At 67.4% G+C, this 22,122-nt stretch carries 23 protein-coding genes and 2 pseudogenes; 12 read left to right on the top strand and 13 right to left on the bottom strand.

Annotation, left to right across the window (positions count from 1 at the left end):
* Positions 1-29: 29 nt before the first annotated feature.
* From AB0H88_RS04885 to AB0H88_RS04920, 8 genes are read right to left on the bottom strand one after another with little or no spacing between them, the layout of a single operon-like run.
* The gene (locus AB0H88_RS04885) at positions 30-1,460 is read right to left on the bottom strand and encodes a sulfatase (protein WP_357641337.1); all 1,431 of its coding nucleotides are present in this window, start codon (positions 1,458-1,460) and stop codon (positions 30-32) included.
* The gene (locus AB0H88_RS04890) at positions 1,457-2,926 is read right to left on the bottom strand and encodes a sulfatase-like hydrolase/transferase (protein WP_357641339.1); all 1,470 of its coding nucleotides are present in this window, start codon (positions 2,924-2,926) and stop codon (positions 1,457-1,459) included. The genes AB0H88_RS04885 and AB0H88_RS04890 overlap by 4 nt, the downstream gene beginning before the upstream one ends.
* Entirely contained in the window at positions 2,923-3,894 is a 972-nt protein-coding gene (locus AB0H88_RS04895; RefSeq protein ID WP_357641341.1) for an aliphatic sulfonate ABC transporter substrate-binding protein, read from the bottom strand. The genes AB0H88_RS04890 and AB0H88_RS04895 overlap by 4 nt, the downstream gene beginning before the upstream one ends.
* Positions 3,891-4,700: an ABC transporter ATP-binding protein gene (locus AB0H88_RS04900; RefSeq protein ID WP_357641343.1), complete on the bottom strand. Its 810-nt coding sequence runs from the start codon at positions 4,698-4,700 to the stop codon at positions 3,891-3,893. Before AB0H88_RS04900 ends, AB0H88_RS04895 begins: the two co-directional genes overlap by 4 nt.
* Positions 4,697-5,485, bottom strand: coding sequence for an ABC transporter permease (locus AB0H88_RS04905; RefSeq protein WP_357641345.1), 789 nt, complete (start codon positions 5,483-5,485; stop codon positions 4,697-4,699). Before AB0H88_RS04905 ends, AB0H88_RS04900 begins: the two co-directional genes overlap by 4 nt.
* Positions 5,482-6,657: an ROK family transcriptional regulator gene (locus AB0H88_RS04910; protein ID WP_357642006.1), complete on the bottom strand. Its 1,176-nt coding sequence runs from the start codon at positions 6,655-6,657 to the stop codon at positions 5,482-5,484. Before AB0H88_RS04910 ends, AB0H88_RS04905 begins: the two co-directional genes overlap by 4 nt.
* A 38-nt stretch (positions 6,658-6,695) precedes the next feature.
* Positions 6,696-6,920 carry a hypothetical protein gene (locus AB0H88_RS04915; protein WP_357641347.1) on the bottom strand — a complete coding sequence of 75 codons (225 nt, stop codon included), beginning with the start codon at positions 6,918-6,920 and terminating at the stop codon, positions 6,696-6,698.
* Complete coding sequence (locus AB0H88_RS04920) at positions 6,892-8,238, bottom strand: MFS transporter (protein WP_357641349.1); 1,347 nt, start codon at positions 8,236-8,238, stop codon at positions 6,892-6,894. The genes AB0H88_RS04915 and AB0H88_RS04920 overlap by 29 nt, the downstream gene beginning before the upstream one ends.
* Before the next feature lie 87 nt (positions 8,239-8,325).
* Between AB0H88_RS04920 and AB0H88_RS04925 the strand changes: the two genes are divergently transcribed.
* From AB0H88_RS04925 to AB0H88_RS04935, 3 genes and pseudogenes are all read left to right on the top strand, one after another.
* Positions 8,326-8,778: a MarR family winged helix-turn-helix transcriptional regulator gene (locus AB0H88_RS04925; protein WP_357641351.1), complete on the top strand. Its 453-nt coding sequence runs from the start codon at positions 8,326-8,328 to the stop codon at positions 8,776-8,778.
* 489 nt (positions 8,779-9,267) lie between these two features.
* Complete coding sequence (locus AB0H88_RS04930) at positions 9,268-9,963, top strand: hypothetical protein (RefSeq protein ID WP_357641353.1); 696 nt, start codon at positions 9,268-9,270, stop codon at positions 9,961-9,963.
* Positions 9,964-9,977: 14 nt separating this feature from the next.
* Positions 9,978-10,180: pseudogene (locus AB0H88_RS04935) on the top strand (IS5/IS1182 family transposase); the annotation flags it as partial.
* Between the two features lie 411 nt (positions 10,181-10,591).
* Here the strand turns inward: AB0H88_RS04935 and AB0H88_RS04940 are convergent.
* Positions 10,592-11,065 carry a TIGR00725 family protein gene (locus AB0H88_RS04940; protein WP_357641355.1) on the bottom strand — a complete coding sequence of 158 codons (474 nt, stop codon included), beginning with the start codon at positions 11,063-11,065 and terminating at the stop codon, positions 10,592-10,594.
* Positions 11,066-11,156: 91 nt separating this feature from the next.
* Here AB0H88_RS04940 and AB0H88_RS04945 point away from each other — a divergent pair.
* Positions 11,157-11,329, top strand: a pseudogene (locus AB0H88_RS04945) (IS5/IS1182 family transposase); the annotation flags it as partial.
* A gap of 33 nt (positions 11,330-11,362) precedes the next feature.
* Here the strand turns inward: AB0H88_RS04945 and AB0H88_RS04950 are convergent.
* Both AB0H88_RS04950 and AB0H88_RS04955 read right to left on the bottom strand, forming a co-directional pair.
* A complete protein-coding gene (locus tag AB0H88_RS04950; protein ID WP_357641357.1) occupies positions 11,363-11,575 on the bottom strand; it encodes a DUF397 domain-containing protein in 213 nt (70 codons plus the stop codon).
* A gap of 29 nt (positions 11,576-11,604) precedes the next feature.
* Positions 11,605-12,465, bottom strand: a complete 861-nt coding sequence (locus tag AB0H88_RS04955; protein WP_357641359.1) for a helix-turn-helix transcriptional regulator — start codon at positions 12,463-12,465, stop codon at positions 11,605-11,607.
* A 453-nt stretch (positions 12,466-12,918) separates the two neighbouring features.
* On the opposite strand from AB0H88_RS04955, the gene AB0H88_RS04960 reads away from it, so the two are divergent.
* The 6 genes from AB0H88_RS04960 to hemE all read left to right on the top strand — a co-directional run bounded on the left by AB0H88_RS04960 (position 12,919) and on the right by hemE (position 18,198).
* Positions 12,919-13,332: an ATP-binding protein gene (locus tag AB0H88_RS04960; RefSeq protein ID WP_357641361.1), complete on the top strand. Its 414-nt coding sequence runs from the start codon at positions 12,919-12,921 to the stop codon at positions 13,330-13,332.
* A 334-nt stretch (positions 13,333-13,666) separates the two neighbouring features.
* On the top strand, positions 13,667-14,488 hold the full coding sequence (locus AB0H88_RS04965) for a phosphotransferase (protein WP_357641363.1): 822 nt from the start codon (positions 13,667-13,669) through the stop codon (positions 14,486-14,488).
* A 545-nt stretch (positions 14,489-15,033) separates the two neighbouring features.
* On the top strand, positions 15,034-15,639 hold the full coding sequence (locus tag AB0H88_RS04970) for a hypothetical protein (protein WP_357641365.1): 606 nt from the start codon (positions 15,034-15,036) through the stop codon (positions 15,637-15,639).
* 82 nt (positions 15,640-15,721) lie between these two features.
* Positions 15,722-16,396, top strand: coding sequence for a hypothetical protein (locus AB0H88_RS04975; RefSeq protein ID WP_357642026.1), 675 nt, complete (start codon positions 15,722-15,724; stop codon positions 16,394-16,396).
* 41 nt (positions 16,397-16,437) lie between these two features.
* Entirely contained in the window at positions 16,438-16,614 is a 177-nt protein-coding gene (locus AB0H88_RS04980; RefSeq protein ID WP_357642008.1) for a transposase domain-containing protein, read from the top strand.
* Between the two features lie 468 nt (positions 16,615-17,082).
* The gene (hemE, locus tag AB0H88_RS04985; protein WP_357641367.1) at positions 17,083-18,198 is read left to right on the top strand and encodes a uroporphyrinogen decarboxylase; all 1,116 of its coding nucleotides are present in this window, start codon (positions 17,083-17,085) and stop codon (positions 18,196-18,198) included.
* Between the two features lie 175 nt (positions 18,199-18,373).
* Here the strand turns inward: hemE and AB0H88_RS04990 are convergent, their stop codons facing one another.
* On the bottom strand, positions 18,374-18,934 hold the full coding sequence (locus tag AB0H88_RS04990; protein ID WP_357641368.1) for a DinB family protein: 561 nt from the start codon (positions 18,932-18,934) through the stop codon (positions 18,374-18,376).
* A 250-nt stretch (positions 18,935-19,184) separates the two neighbouring features.
* On the opposite strand from AB0H88_RS04990, the gene AB0H88_RS04995 reads away from it, so the two are divergent.
* Positions 19,185-19,532: a DoxX family protein gene (locus tag AB0H88_RS04995; RefSeq protein ID WP_357641370.1), complete on the top strand. Its 348-nt coding sequence runs from the start codon at positions 19,185-19,187 to the stop codon at positions 19,530-19,532.
* 283 nt (positions 19,533-19,815) lie between these two features.
* On the opposite strand, the gene AB0H88_RS05000 is transcribed toward AB0H88_RS04995, so the two are convergent.
* Positions 19,816-20,202, bottom strand: coding sequence for a VOC family protein (locus AB0H88_RS05000; protein WP_357641372.1), 387 nt, complete (start codon positions 20,200-20,202; stop codon positions 19,816-19,818).
* Between the two features lie 427 nt (positions 20,203-20,629).
* On the opposite strand from AB0H88_RS05000, the gene AB0H88_RS05005 reads away from it, so the two are divergent.
* Positions 20,630-21,832 carry a hypothetical protein gene (locus AB0H88_RS05005; protein ID WP_357641373.1) on the top strand — a complete coding sequence of 401 codons (1,203 nt, stop codon included), beginning with the start codon at positions 20,630-20,632 and terminating at the stop codon, positions 21,830-21,832.
* Positions 21,833-22,122 lie beyond the last annotated feature (290 nt).

Below are 22,122 nucleotides of genomic sequence, written 5' to 3' on the forward strand. Positions count from 1 at the left end.
TCGCGGGTGTGCAGCAGCTGCCCGACATGTCACACTCCGCCAGGAAACAGCTGGCCCGGGTGCGGCTGGCTGGGGTGCGGCTCGTCACCGAGCGCTGCCTGTGCCTGCCACATGCGGGCCGTCATCTCCTCGCGGACCGCGAGATAGTCCGGCTCGAAGTAGACGTTGCGCAGCTCCGCGGGGTCGGCCTCCAGGTCGTAGAGCTCCCATTCCCCGCTGTAGGTGAACGCGCCCGTACCGGGCAGGCCCATGCCGTCGTTGTAGAAGTAAATGATCTTGTAGCGGGCCGTCCGGTATCCGTAATGCGCCGGTGCCTTGTGGAAGACGTCGTCGTGCTCCCAGTAGCGGTAGTACATCCCTTCGGCGGGAGGCGGGCCGGGCTCGCCGGTCAGGTCCGCCAGGAAGCTGCGCCCCTGCATACGGGGATGATGCGCCACCCCGGCCACGTCCAACACGGTCTGCGCGAAATCCACGTTCGTCACGATACCGGTGTGTATCTGACCAGCCGGAACGCGCCTCGGGTAGCTCAGGACGAGCGGCATCCGCAGCGACTCCTCGTACATGAAGCGCTTGTCGAACCAGCCGTGGTCGCCCAGGAAGAAGCCCTGGTCGGAGCAGTACATCAGGAGCGTGTCGGCGAAGTCGCCCCGGGCCCGGAGCCAGTCGACGACCCGGCCCACGTTGTCGTCGACCGAGGCGACGACGGCCAGGTAGTCCTCCATGTAGCGCTGGTACTTCCACAGCGCAAGCTCCTCGTAGGACAGCCCCTCGGGAGGATCCCGCTTGAGGTCCTCGGCGTTCAGGTGCTCGGCGATCCGCATCGCCGCCCGCCGCGCCGAGGCCGAACGCGTCGCGTGGTCGTCGGTGAACGTCGCCGGCACCGGGATGGGCTCGGCGTACATCCCGGCGTGCTTGTCGTCGGGCTCCCACGGGCGGTGCGGCGCCTTGTGGTAGATCAGCAGGCACCACGGATCGTCGCCGTCGAGCCCGTCGGCCCACGACAGCGCCAGATCGGTGATGAGATCGGTGGCGTAGCCGGGGACGGTCCGCAGTCCTTCCTCGGAGAGGAACCGCGGGTCGACGTACTCCCCCTGCTCGATCAGCACGTCCCAGTAGTCGAACCCCGCCGGATCATGACCGGGTCCGTCCCCCATGTGCCACTTGCCGACGATGGCGGTCCGGTACCCGGCGGCCCGCAGCAGGCTCGCGAACGTCGGCTGGGCGGCGTCGATCGGCGTGACGAGCGTCGAGACGCCGTTGACGTGCGAGTACGTGCCGGTCAGGATGCTGGCCCGGCTCGGCGAGCAGAGCGCGTTGGTCGCGAAGCAGTTGTCGAACCGGGCCCCGCACGCCGCGATCTCGTCGATCCGCGGCGTCCGGTTGACCACCGACCCGTACGCGCCGACCGCGTGCGAGGCGTGGTCGTCGGTGAGGATCATGACGATGTTGGGCCGTCTCACCGGTAGGTCGCCTCGTCCAGCCCGCTCATCGTCGGGTCGTAGGAGACGTCGCCGACGTCGTACATCGACGTCATCCAGTGGTAGAAGTTGTCACCCCGATCCCGAAGCACCTGGTACAGCCGCCGCATCAGCCGGCCGCGCACCGCCTCCATCTCGGGGTGCGCGTAGACGTTGAGCAGCTCGTCCGGGTCGGTGAACAGGTCGTACAGCTCGTTCGTCGAATCCGGGTTGACGACCAGCTTGTAGCGGTCGGTCCGGATCATCCGCTGCGGGTACGGGAAGTGGTGCCCGTGGAACTCGCAGACGATGTCCTGTTCCCAGGCCACTTCGTCGGCGGTGGCAAGTGGCAGGAGGCTGCGCGAGTCGACGGCGGGAGCAGGGTCGATCCCGGCCAGGTCGAGGATGGTCGCCGTGCAGTCCAGCAGGCTGACGAACTCCGGCCGGACGACCCCCGGCTGCTGCCCCGGGACGCGGAGCAGGCCGGGCGTGCGGTAGATGTCCTCGTACATCGCCGGGCCCTTGTCGTGCAGCCGGTGCGCGCCGGTGAACTCGCCGTGGTCGCACGTGAAGAACACGGCCGTGTCGTCGACCAGCCCGAGGCGCCGCATGGCGTCCATGACCCGGCCGATCTGGGCGTCGATGAGCGCGACGTACCCCCAGTAGACGGCGATGAGCTTGCGCGTCACCTCCAGCGGCATGGTGTCGAACGTCCAGTGCGCGCTGTAGTTCGCCTGCACCGCGGGCTTGCCGGCGAAGGTCTCGGCGATCGACTTGGGCAGCTCGACCAGTTCGGGGTCGAACATGTCGAAGTACTCGTCCGGCACGATGTACGGCAGATGCGGCCCGAAGAAGTTGAGCTGCAGGAAGAACGGCTGAGGATCGGCCGCGTACCGCTCCAGCATCTCGATCGTCCGCGTCGCCAGATAGTGCTCGAACGTCGCCTCGACCGGCTGGCGCAGCCGCGCGGCCAGCAGGTTGCCCGGCCCGCCGTTGGGCAGCGTCCCGCGGATGTGGTCGTGGATCTCGTACGGCGGCAGCTCGTTGGCCGCCAGATAATCCAGATAGTCGGGATGGTCCACGGGGTTGTGCCAGCCCGGCAGGTCCGGCCCGTCGAAGCCGAAGTCGGCCGCCCGCCGGTGGTGCCCGACGTGCCACTTGCCGATGAGCCCGCAGTTGTACCCGGCCTCCCGCAACGCCTGCGAGAAGGCGAACTGCCCGTCGGGCAGGTCCTCCATGTAGCCGACGTTGCGCTCGTGGTTGGCCAGCAGCTTGTGCCGGAACGGCGCCTGCCCGGTGAGCAGGCTGGCCCGCGCGGGCGTGCAGATCGCGGTGGGGGTGTACCAGCGGTCGAACCGGGTGCCGGTCCTGGCCAGCTCGTCGAGGACCGGGGTGGCGGCCAGCCGGTTGCCGTACGCGCCGAGGGTGTCGACCCGGTGCTGGTCGGTCATCAGGAACAGAATGTTCACTTGGCGGCGCCCGTGAACAGGTCGGCCGTGTAGTAGGTCTTGGGGGCGACGGCGCCGGTGAGCTTGCCCGCGCCGACGAAGTAGTCGTTCATGCCGGTCAGCCACTTGTCGATCGTGCCGTCCTTGGTGTAGCCGTCCAGCTCGGACAGCGACAGCACCTTGGAGTTGGCCGCGTCGGCCTTCACCTGCTCGGCCGGCTGGTTGAGCATCTTGGCGGTCGAGGCGATGGTCTCGTCGAGGTGCTCGCTGCGGTACTGGATCGCGTCGCGGAGCACGGCGATGACCTTCTGGGTCTTGCCCTGGTCCTTGGCGACGACGTCGTTGCCGGCCACGAACGCGGTCGGGAAGGACACCGTGTCGGCGAAGTCCTCGTTCTTGGCCAGCTCGACCAGGTCCGGAACGGCTTTCTTGATGGTGGCGATGGCCGGATACCAGAAGCCGGCCGCGTCGATCTGCTTGGAGGTGAACGCCGAGACGATCGTCGCCGCGTCCATCGGGACGATCTTGACGTCGCTCTTCGCCAGCCCGGCCTTCTTCAGGGCGAGCGTGAGGATCATGTCGCCGGAGGTGCCCTCCGGCACGCCGATCGTCTTGCCCTTCAGGTCGGCCATCGAGGCCGTGCCGGCCTGCGCGATGACGCGGTCGGCGTTGCCGAGCGTGTTCATCGCGACGACCTTGGCCTTGCCGGTGGCGGGCAGCCACATGGCGCCCGGCCCGATGTAGCCGAAGTCGAGGTCGCCGGTGCCCAGCGCCTGGATCTGCAGCGGGCCGTTGGTGAAGACGCTGGTCTTGGCGTCGATGCCGTGCTTCTTCCACAGGCCCTGCTCGTCGGCGACGGCGAGCAGGCTGGCGCCGTTGAAGTCGCCGATGTAGCCGAAGTTGACCTGGGTGCCGGCGTCTCCCGACGAGCAGGCGGCCGTGCCGAGCGCCAGCATGACGGCGGCAGCGGCGATGGATGTCTTCCTCATTGCGCGGGCTCCTTGACTTGCCGCTGGTGGTACACCGAGTGCCAGACGCGGTTGCGCAGGTTCCCGAACTCGGGACTCAGGCGCATGTCCTCGTCGCGTGGATAGGGGAGGTCGACGTCGATGACGTCGGCGATGCGGCCGGGCCGCGCGGCCATGACGATGACCCGGTTGGCGAGGAACACCGCCTCGTCCACGTCATGGGTGATGAACATGACCGTCCGCCGCTCCTGGCTCCACGTCTCCAGGAGCTGCTCCTGGAGACGCACCCGGGTCAGCGCGTCCAGCGCGCCGAAGGGCTCGTCCATGAGCAGGATCGACGGGTTGACCGCGTACGCGCGGGCGATGGCGCAGCGCTGCTTCATGCCGCCCGACAGCGTCTTGGGCAGCGCGTCCGCGAACCGCTCCAGGCCGACCAGGCCGATGAAGTGCTCGGCGCGCCGGCGCCGCTCGTCCTTGGGCACCTTGGCGGTGCGCAGGCCGAACTCGACGTTCTCGCGGACGGTCAGCCATGGGAACAGCGCGTACTGCTGGAAGATCACGCCGCGTTCGGGGCCGGGGCCCGAGACCGGCTTACCGTCGACGAGCGCGGTGCCGCCGGTGGGCTCCTCCAGCCCGGCGAGGATGTTGAGCAGCGTGCTCTTGCCGCAGCCGGAGGGTCCGACGACGGTCACGAACTCGTTGTCGGCGATGTCGAGCGAGACGCCGCCGAGGGCGACGAAGTCCTCCTTGCCGACGGGGTAGACCTTCTCGATGTCGCGTACGGAGATCTTGGGCATGGTCGTGGGCACGGTCGTGGGCATGGTCATCGGCTCTCCTGCCAGGCCGTCAGCTTGTTGCCGGCCAGCATGAGCAGCCGGTCCATGATCAGGCCGAGGATCCCGATCGCGATGATGCCGACGAAGATCGTCGGCAGGTCGTAGTAGAGCTGCGCGTTCTGCATCCGGTGCCCGAGCCCCGCCTGCGCGGCCAGCAGCTCGGCGGCCACGAGCGTGCCCCAGGCCGAGCCGAGCCCGACCCGCATCCCGACCAGGATGAACGGCGTCGAGGCCGGCACCACGACCCGCGCGAAGATCGTCCCGTCCCCCGCGCCGAGGACCCGCGCGGCGTTGACGAGGGTCCGGTCCACGTTCACCACGCCCTGGTAGGTCGAGATGACGCAGGCCAGGAACGCCGCCAGGAAGATGACGAAGATCTTCGGGCTCTCGCCGATGCCCATCAGGACCAGCACCAGCGGCAGCATCGCCAGCGGCGGGATGGTCCGGAAGAACTGGATCCACGGCTCGAACAGGCCGCGCGCGACCGTGTACCACCCCATGACGAAGCCGACCAGGACCGCCGCGACCGAGCCGAGGGCGAACCCGGCCAGCACCCGCCCGAGGGAGGCACCGACGTCGGTGACGAGCGTGCCGTCCAGGAGCATCCGCCAGGCGGCCGCGACGACCTCTCCCGGGGTCGGGAACTGCAGCCCGGCCAGGGACAGCCCCCACCAGATCGCCAGCCCGGCCACCACCGAGCCGATGTTGAGCATCAGCAGGGTACGGCTCTTGCGGGGGCGGACCTTCGTGGCCGCCGCCGCTTCCGTAGTGATCACGGCCACCTTTGGCCTCCGTCCGTTGTGACGTTCGCTTCGTATCCGGCCAGCAGCGGGGACTCGTGGAACAGGGTCGCGATGGCCCCGAGCGCGCCGCCGTCGTCCGACAGCAGGGCCGGGCGGATCACCGGCGCCGCGTCGGTCAGCCACGACAGTTCGTACGTGACCGTGGCCGCGACCTGCTGCACCAGAGTGGGCGCGATCGTGACGATCTCGCCGGCGAGCACGATCTCGCTGGGGTTGAGCGTCATCGCGGCGGTGCCGAGCACCCGGCCGACCGCCGCACCGGCCGCGCGCAGCACCTGGTCGACGACCGGGTGCGCGATCTCCACGGCGGCCCGCAGGTCGTCGAGCGTCTCCATCGGCAGGCCCAGCTCGCGGCACCGCCCAAGGATCGCCGGCACCGACGCGACGGTCTCCACGCAGCCGCGCTTGCCGCACCGGCACTGCGCGCCGCCGGGCACGACGGTCACATGGCCGAGCTCGCCGGCGTAGCCCTTGGAGCCTCGTACGAGCTGGCCGCCCACCACGAGCCCGCCACCGACGCCGTCGGACAGCCGCAGGTAGATGAGGTCGCGTACGGAGTCCGACTGGGCGTGCAGCGCCTCGGCCAGCCCCGCGAAGCGCACGTTGTTGTCGACGATCACGGCGGTGTGGAAGCGCCCGGCGAACAGCTCCGCCACCCCGTCGGCGCGCGACTGGTCCCCCCAGCCCGGCACGCCGATCCCGATGGCCTGGAGGGCGCCGTAGTGGACACCGGTGTCGGCGCTCAGCCGGTCGATCAGCGCCAGTGCGGCCTGGACCCGCTCGGGCCACTGCGCCGACTCGTCGTAGCGCGAGGTGCCGGACGCGATGATGTCGTGCGCCGCGTCGGCCACCAGGACGTTCACCCGCCGGTGGCCGAAGTCGACGCCCATGTACTGCCCCGAACCCGGATCCAGCGCGAGCCGCTCGGCCGGCCGGCCGCTGCCGACGCGCTCGACGGCGTCGGTGTCGACGACCTGGATCGCGCCGCGGCCGAGCAGGTCGCTGGTGATCTCGGAGACCGTGGTACGCGACAGGCCGACCCGCGTCGCGATCTCGTTGCGGCTCTGCGCGCCGTGCTGGCGCAGCAGGCGCAGCACACGTTCCTCATGGGACCGGCGGACGAGTGCGTGCGCTCCAGGGGGCATTGACACGCTGGAAACTTATGGTTTGTCCATTTTTTCCGTCAACCTTCCGGCAGAAAGAATCCGGAAATCTGCCGCAGGGCCGATGAAATGCCTCCTGGCTCACGTTCAGCAGGATGAATGTCCATTGCCCAGCTCGTCACCCGGGTCGGGTGGATGACGATCGCGTCGCCCACGGTTGTCGCGCGGCCGCGGATCTCCACGCCGCGTGGCCGCCACGGCGGCAGCACGTCGTACTCAAGTTCGCGCTTGCTGAACAGGCTCATGCTCCCTCCCGCCCGCGTGCCGTACCGCGAAGGGGGCGACCGCGAGGCCGAGCACGCTGGTCGCGGCGGCCAGCCAGAACAGGGTGGTGAAGGCCGTGTCGGTGTAGCCGCCGCTCAGGACAGCGGCGGCCAGGCCACTGCCCACGACACCGCCGACCGTGCGCGCGATGTTGTTGAGCCCGTTGGCCACGCCGGTCCTGGTGAGCGGCACCAAATCGCCGATCAGCTTCGGCAGCGAGGCCATCACCAGGCCGGATCCCGCGCCCACCACGGTGTAGAAGACCAGGTGCTCCCACATCGACGCGTGGGCCAGGGCGAGCAGCGCGGAACCCAGGACGGCGACCGCGAACCCCATGACCGCGGGCCAGCGTGGACCGAAGCGCTCGGCCAGCTTGCCCACCGCCGTGCCCGTGGGCAGCAGGATCAGTGCGCCCGGCAGCATCAGCAGGCCGGACACGGTGACTGTGGCGCCGAAGCCGATTCCGCTCGCCCCCGGCTCGAGCTGGGCGTAGGCGGGCAGCGACAGGTAGAAGAAGTAGGAGGCGGCACCGAAGAGGAACGCCAGCGCGTGCGTGGCCAGCATCGGCCGGTCCGCCAACTCGGCGACGTCGATCAACGCGTCGTCCTTGCGCCGCTCGACCAGTAGCAGGACGACGAAGAAGGCCACCGCGCCCACCCCGAGCCAGGCTTGGCGCTGCGTGAGCGCCAGCAGCAGGCTGACCAGGCCGGCGCCGAGCAGGACGGCGCCTGGGAAGTCGAGCCTGCCTTTCGCGGTGTGTGTGCTCGCCGGCACGAAGCGGGCCACCAGCAGCAGGCTGACCAGGGCGAGCAGCGCGCCGAGCCCGAACAGCCAGCGCCACGACAGGTAGTCGGCGAGCAGCCCGCCGACCACCAGACCAGCGCCGGCGCCCGCACCTACGATCCCGGAGATCAGCCCGAACGCGAACGCCATCCGCTCGCGCGGCATCGTCTCACGCAGGATGGCCATCGACAGTGGCACCAGCGCGAGCGCTGCGCCCTGCACGACCCTGGCCGCGACCAGTTGCCCGATGTCCTGCGCCGCCACGGCCCCGGCCATGCCGACGAGATACGTCATCAGTACGGCGAGCAGCACCCGGCGCTTGCCGTACAGGTCACCCATCCGGCCGAGCAGCGGAGTGAGCACGGCGCTGGACAGCAGGAACCCGCTGATGATCCACGAGGCCCAGCCAGGCGTGGTGTCGAGCTCGCGCTGCAGCAGGCCGACCGCGGGAACGACCATCGTCTGCATGAGCGCGTAGCTGAAGACTGAGGCGACAAGGGCGAACAACGTCTTCACTTACCCACCTTAGTTCGTTGTACGAATAGTTCGTTGCGCGAATCAGATTAGTTCGTGGTGCGGACTATCGTCAAGTAGACTCAAAACATGGAAGACACCGGGCTGGCCACCGCGCTGGTACGGCTCGCGCACCTGGTGAGCCGGGTCTACGCCGAGGTCAGTAAGGAGTTCGAGCTGACTCCGCAGCAGATCCAGCTGCTGTGCATGCTGCTGGGCGGCTCGACGGGCATGACGGAGATGAGCCGGGCGCTGGGACTGGAGAAGTCCAGCATGACCGGACTAGTCGACCGGGCCGAACGGCGCGGCATGGTGGTCCGGGTCCGCGATCAGCGCGACCGGCGCGCTTGCGGCATCGAGCTGACCGACCAGGGCAGAAAGGTCGCCCATGACGCGCACCGCAAGGTCACCGCTCAGGTCGAGGCCCTGATCGGGGAGATCGATCCGGATGATCGCGAGCGCCTGGAAACCGTGGTGATGGGCATCGTCCACGCCCCGCGGCCTGCAACCCGGGCCGCGACTCGTGCGCATTCCCCGGCATGACCAAACTGGAACAGGTATCGCAGACCGGGAACGCCCCGGCCGTTGCGGCAGACGACCAACGGCGCAACCAGTGGCAGCGGGCTTCGGGCCGGCGCTCGCGGGCCGGGTGACGCGCTACTTCGCCAGGCCGGCCTCGACCAGTGTCCGGCCCGGGTACGGCATCCGTTGCGTGAGGGACGGCGGGTCCCTCGAGTCAGCGATGACGCTTTCGCGAACCAGCCTGGAAAGGGTTCATAATTGATCTTCGGTCTCGACCTTCGAGCGCCTAGCCTTGTCTTGCTTCAATTCGCGGATGTCCTGCGATGTGCCCTCGGGAGGTAGCGGGTGATCGGTCACAGGCCGACGAGGTGTACAGCGGCCATCATGGCGGTCGTCGCAGCATTGGGCGTGGGCACGTCTGGGTGTGGAACACGACCGGCCAACACCGCGGTCCGGGTCGCCGCGTCCGTGTCCCCCTCGCCGAGGGCGTCCGCGTCGTCGTCACTGGACGTGAAGATCGTGAGACCGGGGCAGAAGGACGATACTCCCAATCCCGGGTCGGGGGCGGGCGACTCACGGCTGGCCATGGCCCTGCTCACTCGCTTCCGGGATGTGCAGGAGGAGCCGTACGAGCCGGGTGCCGTCGTCGCACTACCCGTCGCCGACATGGAGTCCCCTTTCATTCCATCGCGCCAGATCAGCAGTCCTTTTGGGGGGCCGGAGGAGTGTGACAAGTGGACTGCTGGGATGTGGTTGGCGGTGCTGCGTACGTATAACACCGCTGGCGTGCAGATAGCCGTCACCATGATCAACCAGTCCTCCCCTAGCCCGGGGGCACAGCGCCTGCGACGGCCCGAGGGAGCGAGCTTCAGTGAGGCGGTCATCACCGGCCCCGCAGCCATGCTGAACCGCCTCGGGGATCCGAACCTCCCCGCGCGATGCCGCCACCTGTCCGATCCAGACGTCGGATCCGGTGAAATCCAGCCCCTGGCCGTCCCACGCCTGGGCGAGCACTCCTGGGCCTACCGCATCACCGGCAGCAGGAAGGTCCCCATCTGGCACTGGGTGGAGGTGATCCAGACCTCACGCTATCTGCTGGAGATACGGATCCCGAATCAGGAGCCGCGCCCTCGTGCCGATCCCGCCAAGCTGCTGCCCCAGGTCGCCCAGGAGGCCTACACCAAGGCGGAGGCGGCATTCCAATAGCTGCCTCTCTGAACCTCGCCGATCCCATGGGCCGACTGGGGTAGGCCTCGCCAGCTCTGAAGGCGGCATCCACGACGTTACCGCGGCCCGGACGGTCGGCCTGATCGACGTCCTGACCAGCGTAGGCGTGAAGGCCTTCGCGGATAAGGGATACCAAGGGGCGGGCGGCACCATCCGCACGCCGTTCAAGCGTCATCGCCACCGCCCCTGGCTGTCAGCGGCGCAGCGGTGCCACCCCGGCTGGCTCACCCAAGCCAGCGAGGAGCTCTCCGTCCATGAGGCGGGCGACCTGCCCGGCGACCCCGCCGTTCTGGCATCGGCGTTCAACGCCCTGATGAAGGGTTCTGCGCGGTCTGGCTCACCGGGTGGCGAGCCCATCGGCCGCTCACTCGGGGACGACGAGGCGATCGACACCCTCACCGGGCTGCTGCGACACGGCCTCACCGGCCCCCAGTCATAGCGGCTGACCATCACCACATCGGCAACCGAGGAAACCCAGCTCGTTAACGGCTTCCCAAGGACGGGCAGCCTGTCCCCTTCCGAGACGTCCCCTTGTGTCGTCACAGAGGTTTGGCGAGAGGCCGCTCAGTCAAACGCAACGGCGTTGAGCCCTACACGCAGTCGTGATCTACCGCCACAGACCTGTCAGCTCTATCGCGTGTTCAGGGCTGTCGGCGTGCTGGATGCCGGGAATCGGTTGCCCAAGGCGATCTTGAATGCGCCACCCCCCGAGCTGGACGACGGGGCTTCGTCCTCTCCTCATGGCAAGGGCCAATTCGGAAAGCGTTCCCCAGGAGCCGCCGACCACAATCACGGCGTCACCCGAGTTGACGATGACGTTGTTACGAGCTTCGCCGATCCCGGTAGGAATGACGATGGTCAGGTCGGGGTTGACGTGCTCTCGGTCAGCGCGGGAGAGGATGCCCACAACCGTTCCGCCCGCGGCGTACGCGCCTGCGGCGACTGCCGCCATGACACCTGTGTATCCGCCGCATATCACCACCGCTCCGCGTTCGGCCAGCATGCGGCCCAACTCGCGGGCATTGCGACGGTCATCTTCGGTACAGTCACGTGGCCCGCATACCGATACCTGGATAGCCACAAAGGCCTCCTACGCCGTGACCTCACTCAGGGAGCGCTGGTTGGCTCGGAGGAACGGCACGATGGGCGGTGAATGGATCGATGCGCTCTCTGACGCCAATCATTCCCGTGCCCGCATCCGAGCTATCGGTGAACGTGCCGTCGCTTCCTTGAAGACCTGGAAGCCAGCGACCAAAGTGCGCTGCGGCCCCCGCATCCCACGACCGCCCTCGTCCAGGCCATCCCCGTCCTGCGACTCATCGAAGAGGGCCGCTACTCAGGATGAAAGCAGGCCATGGAAACGGCCTGGTCAAAGCACCTATGGCAAGTCGAACTCCTTCTTGCTCACGCCATCGAGGAACGCTTCCCACTCGGCATAGGTGAACACCAACGCGGGGGCGTCAGGGTTCTTGCTGTCTCGGACGGCCACGATGCCAGGCAGGTTGTTGGCGACCTCCACGCAGGCACCACCCTGCCCGTTGCTCTTGGAAGACTTGCGCCAAACGGCACGGGACAGGTCATCTTGCGGCATCCCGCACCCCCTTCTCTGTCGTTGGTCTGCTACGCCGGAAGATCGCGTGCCACCTGCTGGATGAGTGCCGACGATTCGTCAACAGACAGCGCCGCTTCCCGCAGGCGGTCAAACATCACGGTATACCGATTTACTTCGTGCTGTTTCTCCAAATAGAGGGTACCGGTGTGGTATTCGATGTACACAACGCACGGGTCTGTGGGTGCGAAGCCCAGGACATGGAACGCCCCGTCCATGGCGGGATGCGCGCCAACCGCGAAAGGTAGCACTTGTAGCGTCACGTTCCGCAGGTCCGCCGCATCGAGCAACCGCTGAAGCTGAGCGTGCATCACCTCGGAGCCGCCGACAACACGGCGAATCACTGCTTCATCCATCACCATGGACACATTCGGGGCACCCTCGCTCGTCAGGAGCTTCTGCCTCGTCAGTCGAACAGCGACTCGCTGCTCGATGTCCTCGCTGGACGCGTCGAGCAGAGAGGCTCGATGCACCGCCCGGATGTAATCCGCGGTCTGTAGCAGGCCCGGCACGAACTCGCCCTCATAAATCTGCAATGAGGATGCGGCCGATTCCAAGCCCACGTAGACCTCGAACCATTCGGGGACTGCTGGTCCATAGGCGTGCCACCAGCCGCGCTGACGTGCCTCACGCGCCAACGCGAGCAGTGCGTCCCGCTCAGCTGGGCCGACTCCATAGATGCCCAACAGCGCTCGGGCGTCGCTGGGCTGGATCGCCCGACGAGCAGTCTCGAACCGGCTGAGCTTGGTCGGGTGCCAGTCGAGCTGCTCGGCGACCTGTTCGATTCCTAGATTGCGATCTTCGCGTAGGCGACGCAGCTCTGCCGCGAGCTGACGTCGCCGCACGGTCGGACTACCTGTCGGGCGCGCCATTGGGATCACCTTCCCAGTTTTCCATTCTCGGGCAAGCAAGCAACAAGGCTAGCAACTGCTATATGGCACCTGCCAATCTGCATCTGCCGATAGACACTGGCCATCGTCGCATCGTCGCCATAGTCCGATCGGCGCGAAGCCGGACTCCAGATGCGCATCACTAAACGACGCCCCAAGGAGGAGGTCCCGCATGCATAGATTCGGACACGAAGAGGAGCCGTTCATTCACTTAGTGCGACTGTGGCGGGATCTATCGCAATTCGGGCCGGCGCGCGCGGTGGAGTACTCATCGACGGTTGAGCCGTTCATCGCCATACGCACGGCGCGGGGTCCTCTGTACGTGAGGACGGCTTTGAGAGGTGAGCAGCGGATCTTCACGTGGGGTCATGGGCGGGGTCGGTGGGCGGGTGCGTACGACGTGGACGCGGCTACGCGGGTCTGGGAGGTGGCGCGGTGAATGAGCGGTTTCTTGGTGAAGTCGTGTTGCCGGGGGTGGCGCACTCGGTGACGGTGGCTCGTCACTGCGTCGGGGAGATGCTGGCGGCGGCAGGGCACCGGGACGCGGAGAATGCGCTGCTGATCGTCACCGAGTTGACCACCAACGCGTTGATCCATACCGCCTCCGGACTGCATGGCGGGGTGATCACGGTGGAGGTCGTCGCCGTTGATGACGAGATCGTTCGCGTTGAGGTGACCGATGACGGGGCGGACACGGTTCCTCGCTCGGGGGTGTCCGGCGATGACGACTGTCACGGGCGGGGTCTGTGGCTGGTCGAGCAGTTCGCGCTCACGTGGTGCGTGCGCCTGCTGGGTGCGGGCCAGCGCGCAGTCTGGGCGGAGACGTTCACGGGTCAGGCGCCTGTCTGAGCCGGGGACGGCGTGGTGGCCAGGGTCGCGCGCAGAGGGTGCGAGGTGGAGAGGTGAGTTGGGTGGTCGGTCACTGGCGGTTTCCCCCTCGTTGCACGGCACCGCACCTATCAGCCGTGCAGTCGCACTATGAGGAGCTGACATGGAACGCTCCACGCGGGAGTGAGCCGGACGGCCGGGTGATGCAGTGGACCTGCGACTGAGCACTTGGGCTCGGTTCGCAGAGCCGAGACAGGGCGGCGCCCTGCCGTAGTCTCAAGTCCCTTCCTTCTCTTTGCGAGACCTGACCGGTCCTGTCCTCGGGTCTGAGGTACAGAAGGGGCGACGCGAGCACATGACGGCCGGCCGATGCACTCACAGCCTCGAATTCAGCGACGACGTCGTGATCAAGCGCTACACATCGTGGGGACGAGGAGAGCCCCACCGGGAGTGGGCAGCACTCACACTGCTCGCCGAACACGCGCCTGACCTCGCACCCACGCCTTTGGACGCCGCACTCGACGCTCACCCGCCCACGATCCTGATGACCAGGCTGCCCGGCCATGTCCTGCGTGGCGAGCATGCCACTGACGAGCAGGTCAGCGCGATGGCCACCGCTATGAACCGATTGCACCTGGCAATCCCTACTCGGGTGGTAGAAGCGGTCGAGCCCGCCCCCTGGGGACCCGCCGCAGCTCTGGACAAAGCCCGCGTCTGGGCCGACAGGCGACCCGACCTCGGCGCGGACCCCCTTGTGCGGCACGCCCTCCAAGCGGGTTCCGCCTGGCTGGCATCCAGCGACCCTGACCAGCTCTTGACGAACCCCCATCCGCCCGTCCTCGGGCTGGCGGATGGCAACCACGCGAACCTGCTGTGGGACGGACCCGAACGACGCGTGCGGCTTATCGACTGGGAAGACTCCGGCCGCAGCGATCGCGCCTTCGAACTCGGCGAGGTAACCGAGCACATCTCCCGCGTCGACGGCGCTCTGGACACCGAGCAACTGCTGGCCCACATCGACCTGGCCCCAGGGGAAGCCGAGCGGGTGCGGGACTTCCGCCGCCTGATCGCGCTGGGCTGGTTTCTCCAGCTTGGCCCCGATGGGCCGGCGATGCCTCATAACCCGGTAGGCACCCTGGGGCGCCAGGCCGAGAGGGTTCTGCGACTTCTCGGCTAAGTCGCGTACGTCTCCACATTGATCGAGGCTGCCCCCCTGTGGTCCGCTCCAACCAGCCGGCCGGGCGAAGCGTTCTTGGAAGGTGGTCCGAGCGCAGCGAGGTCCTTCAGGGCGGGCGTCGCCGGGTGGCCCGGAGGAGTTGCACCTCCGGGCCACCCGGCGCCCTTGCACCGCCTGCTCATTCGCCGCTCGCCCGGCAACCCCGCGGCCTGGCTTTCTGCCTGTGTCACACGCCGTGGCCGGTGCCGTTACAACGGAAGAGGAACGGAAGAGGAACGGAAGAGGAACGGAAAAGGAGCGGAAGAACGGTGTCGTAGCGTCCTTCTGTCCGGGCTGTAGCCATGTCTTCTGCGCGATGAGTTGACGTATGTGAAACATCGGGTCGTCGGCGTGTGCGAACGATGTATTAGTGCGGCGCTGTGCGTGTTCCATTCCCATGTTCCAAGTGGCACATGTATCAAGCGGTACATCAAGTGCCCATGACTTCGTGAAGGAGAAGAGTGTCAGGATTCAGTCGCGGGCCCGTTCGACGACGGGTTACCGGTGTGGTCGCGATGGCCCTCGTGCCGTTGATGGTGGCGGTCGGGGTGGCCTGGGCCGCCGTCACCGACAACATGTTCCCGACCGAAAGCACCGGTAGTAGCTGCGTGATCGGCTTCGGCAGTCATCCACCATGCCAGACCGACAATCGCGAAGTCTATTTCTACATGGACAGCAGCGGCGAATACAAGCTGGAGTCGGAGGACCGGTCGACGGTAAACGACGCCATTGACGGAGAGTACCGTCCCACGGATTTGGCCTTCCACTACGACTCGTCGCCGGTGTTCGAGGGGAGCGCGGAGACCGACATCATCTATCAGGAGGGCTCGACCGGCCTACCGGACAGTGTGGCCGGTAGGACGTGGTGCAATGCGCGCGGGGGCGAGCGTTACAACTGCGACCAGCAGTATATCCGCATCCGAGGCAACGGGGGTTACATCTACGCGAGAGTTTGCCATGAGACCGGACACGCCGTCGGCCTGCAGCACGGCGACTACGCCATACCCTGGCTCAACAAGACCGATTCCCGCCTCGGCTGTATGGTGACCCCTTCCGCCGGCCATAACCATCTTGGCGACAATAACCGGGAGAACATCGATGGCACTTATTAGGAGGGCCGCCGTGAAGCGTCTTACGTATATCGCAACCGGTATCGGGCTCGCCGCCGCTCTCGCTGTCGCGGGAGTCGCCACTGTGAATGCCGCCGACGGCGCGCCCGCGCCGCGCCGGGTCGTGATGGCCGACGGAGACGACCGCCTGCCCAGCATCACGGCCACGGACTGGGTGACGTACGCCGACCATGTGGTCGTCGTCAGCGCCACCTCCGAGGAGACGATCCCGCCCGCCCAGATCGAGATCGAGCGAGGGGAAGGATTGATCGGGCGGAAGGTGAATCTGGAGGTCAAAAAAGTGCTGTGGTCGCGGGAGGACGCGGCCCAGCCGGCCCCGAAGGAGTGGGAGTACAACGCGTCCGGTTGGACCTTCACCGAGGGAAACCTGAACAGTCCGACCGCGACGGCCATATACGATCGGCCGCGCATCGAACCCGGGCACCAGTACATCCTGGCCATCACCTGGGAAGGGCAGCACTGCGCCGAGGGCGACACCCCGGAGCCCGCGAAGTGGATGGGGCTCGGCGAAGGTTCGGAGCTACCCTTCGACGGCGACATCATCGGCCAGGGCGAGATGGAAGGCCACGCGCAAAGCGCCGCCGAGGCGCGCACGCTAGCGGCCGACGCCGGTCCGAACGCCGGACTGGAAGAGGAAATGGCAGGCAACAGCGCGGACGCCCTAGCCGCCAAACTGAAGGCGACCCAGCCTGGGGAAAGACAGCAGTTCGGACCGCCGCCGACGGCCACCTGCGGCTGAGCATCGGGCACGCTGTCGGCCTGGAGCACGGCGACTACGCCATCCCTCGCCGGGTCCTGGACGCGGCCATCGCCGCACCCGAATGCCGGGAGCGGCGGGTTCGTAAGCTGCCCGCGCACGTGGTCGTCTATCTCCTGATCGCGCTGTGTCTGTTTCCTGACGATGACGACGAGGAAGTCGCCGAGACACTGACAGCCACTTCGTCCCCTCCGTGTTGATATGAGCGAATCGAAGGATTACGGAGTGGCCGTCACTTGTCACATGGATCTCTCCCGCAGGGCGAAGCGTTCTTGGAAGGCGTCCGAGCGTAGCGAGGTCCTTAAGAGGGCGGGCGTCAGCCCGCCTGAGAACGTCCGGAGCGTAGCGGAGGGCTGTTGTGGGCGGGTGGGCATCAGACGGCCAACCATTGAATCGGGTAACGGGCGGGGAGGAAGTACGCCCGGTTGTTTAGTCAAGCTGTGGTGGCCCAGTTTGTCGCTCTGAACTGGCCCAACGGCTGGGGCCGGCGTGGTCGTGACGGTGGCGGTGTGCGTCAAGTCGCTGTGATGTCGATCACCGGTCTGCCGACCGTGCTCTGATCGTTCTAGGTGGTGGGTGTAGGTAGGCTGGCAGCGCACCTTCGCTTGTAGGGGTGCGTGTGCTGATCGGGCTGGTTGGGCTCGCGTATCTGGGCCGGACGGAGGAGCGTGGGCGTCGATATGCGGGAAGAGTCGGACGTCGATAACGTGGCGGGTGAGAGGCGGCCGAAGAAGCTGCTGTTGCGTGCGCTTGCGGGCGAGCGCACCGAGCGGCCACCGATCTGGCTCATGCGGCAGGCCGGACGCTATCTGCCGGAGTACCACGACGTCCGCGAGGCTGCGGGCGGGATGGTGGGGCTGTGCAATTCGCCCGAACATGCGGTCGAGGTCACCCTGCAACCGCTCCGCCGCTTCACGCTCGACGCCGCGATCCTGTTCGCGGATCTTCCCCAGATCGCGGCGGCGTTGGGGCAGACCTTGGAGTACCGGGTCGGTGACGGCCCCGTCCTCACGCCCCCGATCCGTTCGACTTCGGACATCACCGAGTTCTTGAGCGCGTCCCGCTTGCACGAAGAACTGGCCCCGATCTATGAGACTGTCCGACAACTCACTCGCGCATTGCCTGACGAGCTCACGTTGATCGGCTATGCCGGTGCCCCGTGGACGGTCGCGGCTTACATGGTCGAAGGGCGCGGCGGCGGCTCTGAGCACTCCATTGTCAAGCAGTGGGCGCTGAGCGATCCCGAGGGGTTCCAACCCCTGATCGACCTGCTCACGGCGGCCATCATCGAGTTCTTGGACCGTCAGATTCAGGCGGGTGCCGAAGCGATCCAACTCTTCGAGAGCTGGGCCGGAATACTCCCCGACCCGCTGTTCCAGCGTTGGTGTGTCACGCCGATCGCCGCCATCGTCGCAGCGCTGAAGGCGAAGCATCCGAGTGTTCCCATCATCGCCTTTCCGCGCGGCGCGGGGCTTGCCTACAACGGCTTCGCCGAGGCGACCGGCGTGGACTGCGTCGGGCTCGACTCGACAGTGCCTGTGGAGTGGGCCGCGCAGCAGGTGCAGCAGAAGCTCGGCCGGTGCGTGCAGGGCAACCTCGACCCTCAGCTCCTCGTCGCGGGCGGGCCTGCACTCCACGCGGAAACAGACCGCATCCTGAACGCGCTCAGTGGTGGCCCGTTCGTGTTCAATCTCGGACACGGAATCGTCAAGACCACACCCCCCGAGCATGTGGCCGCTCTCGCCCAGCAGGTACGGTCCTGGTCCGCAGCTGTGACGCAGTAGAGAACCTGAACGCGCCGGCGTCGGCTCATGTGCTCCGCCTACCGGGGGCCCAGCCTGGGGCTTCTTGTTCGGTGCGAGTGCTGCGGACGCCCACGCCGAGGAATGGGCGGCGTTCACCGCCGGGTGGGATCTCACTCATGCCGGGCCTTCTACCTGCGCAGAACGGCGGTTAAGATCACCGGCGCGGTACGGCTCCGTCCTGCCAGCGATAGAGGTCGCGCAGCAGGGAAATCTCGGCGCCGTGATGGATCAGCTCCCTGTTGACGTGCAGGACTATGCCCTCCATGGGAAACCGCTCGGGACCCACCGTGGGCGGATTCTCCAGGTCAGCGTCCGAGAGATCGCGGACCCCCGCGTTCCATCTCCCATACATCTCATCGAGCTGTTTTAGCGCCTCGTCAGCGGTCCCCGCGTAGGCGAATGTCTGGGAGTCCACGTCCTGGCCGCCGAAGTGCCATCCGACCCGATAGCCCAGGCACGAGACGATGATGTGTGCCAGCCGCCAGGCAATCGTGGTCACCGGCGCCGGCACCGGGTCAGGGGACGCGGAGTCCACCGTCCACTCCCCCGAACCTGCCGACATCGGTGCGGCCGACGTGCCACGTGGGCGGATGCTCCAGCAGTCGCGCACGGGCTCCCAGAAGTACTCCTCATCGGTGAGACCGTCCAGCCGCGGCCGCAGGTTCTTGCTCCAGTGCCGGTCCAGCTGCTCCGCGAGCCGCTCGCTCCTTGTCATTTCCGCACACTACAGACAACGGAGACCCGGCTGCGACCCTCGCGGACGCCGTCGCCGACCGTGGGCCGCGAGAGCGTACCGCACCGGGAGATGACGCTGGGGGCTGATGTGCCCTTCGGGCCGTGCCGCCGCGAGCGGCGCAAGCGGAGCCGTGACCCATGTCATACCGGGGCATGTCACGTTCCCGGCAGCTCATCTCGTCTGTGAAGTGCACAACCGGCCTATCACTCGCACGGACAAGGGGACCATCGTGTTCGCCGTCTACCTCGTGATCACTCTCCTAGCCTCGGCCGTCGTCGGCATGGCCGCCATCGCCAACCTCATCGGCCATGAATACCCCAAGAAGCAGGCGGACCAGCTTCGCGTGCCCCGTTCCTGGACGCTCCCGCTGGGCGTGATGCTGGCGGCGGGCTCGCTGGGGCTGCTGGCCGGGCTCGCCGTTCCGGTGCTGGGCCTGCTCGCCGCCACCGGCCTCGTGTTGTACTTCCTCGGCGCGTTCTGCGTTCATCTGCGGGCCCGTGACCATCACTTCGGCGCCTGGTCCGTGTTCTTCACGCTGGCGGCGGCCGCCCTGGCCGTGAACGTGGCCTACTACTGAGTTCCGGCCACCTGGGCGAAGCCATCGCCGTCCTTCGAAACCACTGCGTCGCACAGGTCAGGTTTGCGTCTGCACACGTTGGGAGGACGGAAAATATTCTGGAGTGGGTGAGGCAACTTCGGTGAGCTGCTGGGATTGCCGCCGCGGGAGGTGGACCGGCACTGCCAGCGGGTGCTGGGCCGGGGGCTGCTGGTGGTATGCGGCAGCGCGTACGAGTTCGCGAACGCCCTGACTCGCGAGGTCCTCTACGCCACCCACTCCGGCTGGTCTACCAGCGGCGGGCTCAGGGCCAGATCTTGGCCTCGGACTCGAACACCGCGCGGTCGCTCTCCACGGGCAGCACGCACATGAGATGACCGCCGGGGACGCGCAGGGTGCGGCACTCCTGCCACTGCGCCACCTCACTCGCGCCCAGAGCGAGCAGGCGCCGGGTCTCCGCCTCGACGTCGTCGGTCTCGATGTCCACGTGGAAGCGGGGCGCGTCGTCGACCGACTGCACGGCCACGAGCGGGCCCGGCTCGGGCAAGGCGCCGTGCAGGGAGATGAACTGCTCCGCGGAAGGCAGCGGGCGAGCCGTGGCCCCCAGCGCCGCGGCCCAGAAGGCGGCCGCCGCCTCGGCCTCCGGCGTGGGGGTGTCGATCAGGAGGGCGTAGACACGACTGCGATGCATGGTGATCATGCTAAGCGCGGAAGCGCGATGCGGCACGTCGCCAGTAGCGCCAAACATGCGGGGAGTTATAGGTGAAGCTCGCTCGGAGATAGCAATTTACCTCGCAGCCCCTGATGTGAGCGAGTTCCGCCGGCGTCTCCGCGACCTGCTTTATGTCGACATGCGTGCGCGCTGGTATACAGCGCCCCACGGGTCAGAATGAATGATCGCCTGGCCGATCTCGGGACGCTGGCGCTCGATGGCCGTCTTTCGTGACGAATTCTCCTCGCATGTGGTCGGCGACGGACCAGCCGACCACTTTACGCATATACATATCGATAATGGACGCGCCAGTGGGCCCCCTAGGGCCCCTATGATTTTCCTCCAGGTCCCCTATGCATTCACCAGGCCATGTGTGCGGCTGACCGGCGATGGTACGAAAGCGTTCGTGACCAAGCGAAAAATATTATCCCTGACATCCGGCAGAATTCTCGGCGCGGTCGCGCTCACCGCGAGCCTGGCGACCGCGGCCCCGGCGGGCGCGACACTCGCGCCGGTCTGGGACCACCTGTCCTTTCCCTACGGGTACACCGAATCCGAGAAGCAACTCAAGGAACTCAACGATGTCGCCGCGCTGAGCGGCACCCAAGCTTGGGCTGTGGGACAGGTGCGGATGGAGGGCTGGCCGTACCCGCCGCAGGGTGTGGCCTGCCCCGACCTGTTCCGCTGGAACGGTCAGAAATGGGTGAACGACCGGCCGGACATCACCTGCCGGGGCGCGCTGACGTCGGTGTCGGCCGCCGCGGAGAACAACGTGTGGGCCACCGGTTCGACCATCGCCTACCACTGGGACGGTACGGCCTGGACCCTCACTCCGTACCCGACCGAACAGACCAACCCTTTCTACCTTGATGATGTCGCCGCGGTGGGCGGCACCGGCTTCGCGGTCGGCAGGTCCTACCAGTCGAGCGGTGAGGTTTCCACGGCGGGCGTGATCCGCTGGGACGGCACCGCCTGGCAGAAGATGAGTCTCCCGCCGCTCGCGGGCAACACCGACCTGAGCGCGGTGCATGCTCTGGCGCCGGACGACGTCTGGGCGGTCGGTACCACCAACCGCTACGGGCCGAGCGCCGACGCACACACCCTGGTGCTGCACTGGGACGGCCACACCTGGTCCCGGCTGCCGGATCCGCCGAAGGAAGCCCTGGTCGAGACCACCCTGGACGCGGTGGCCGCAGGGCCCGGCGAGGTGTGGGCGGCCGGTCAGCGGACCACCTACGAAGCCAACGGCATTTCGGTCAAGAAGCGCGAGGCGTTCGCCATGCGTTGGAACGGTAGCGCGTGGACGGTGACGCCGACCCCGGCGATCACCGGCTGGTACGGATCCTCCATCACCTCACTGGCCTGGAAAGGCACCGAGGTGTGGGCCGGAGGCAGCGGGCAGGACGACGACACCGCGCGCAGCGTCGGTGTGCTGCTGCGCTGGAACGGCACCGCCTGGCAGCAGGCGCCGAAACCGCCGCTGCTCGACGACTACCGGATCAAGCAGCTCGGCGCTGTGCCGGGCGGCGGCCTGTGGGCCACCGGCTACGGCACTCGGGAGACCGACGAGCACGCCAAGGGCCAGTTCCTGGCCCGGGTCACCGGCTGAACCTTCCTCCTTGCGATGGAGTGGGTGATGTGCGCGAGCTGACCGCTGCGTCGGACGCCCTGCCGCTACCGCGCTGTGGCGGGCTGGGGGCGATCGGCACCGCAGGGCCTCCTTCGTCGGCCCCACGGCATCGAGCACGGTCTCCCCGGACCTCGCGACGCGGAGCCGCGCCGCGCCGACGAGCGCATCGGACCCATCCCGGTACGGGAGTCGGCCCTCGGGAGACGAGGCCCCAGTCTGTCCCCTACCGCACCGATGTCCGCGTCAGTCGATGCCGGGCGCGCCCATGG

Origin of the sequence: Nonomuraea sp. NPDC050680 (genome assembly GCF_040654555.1) — a bacterium.
Classification (GTDB): Bacteria; Actinomycetota; Actinomycetes; order Streptosporangiales; family Streptosporangiaceae; genus Nonomuraea.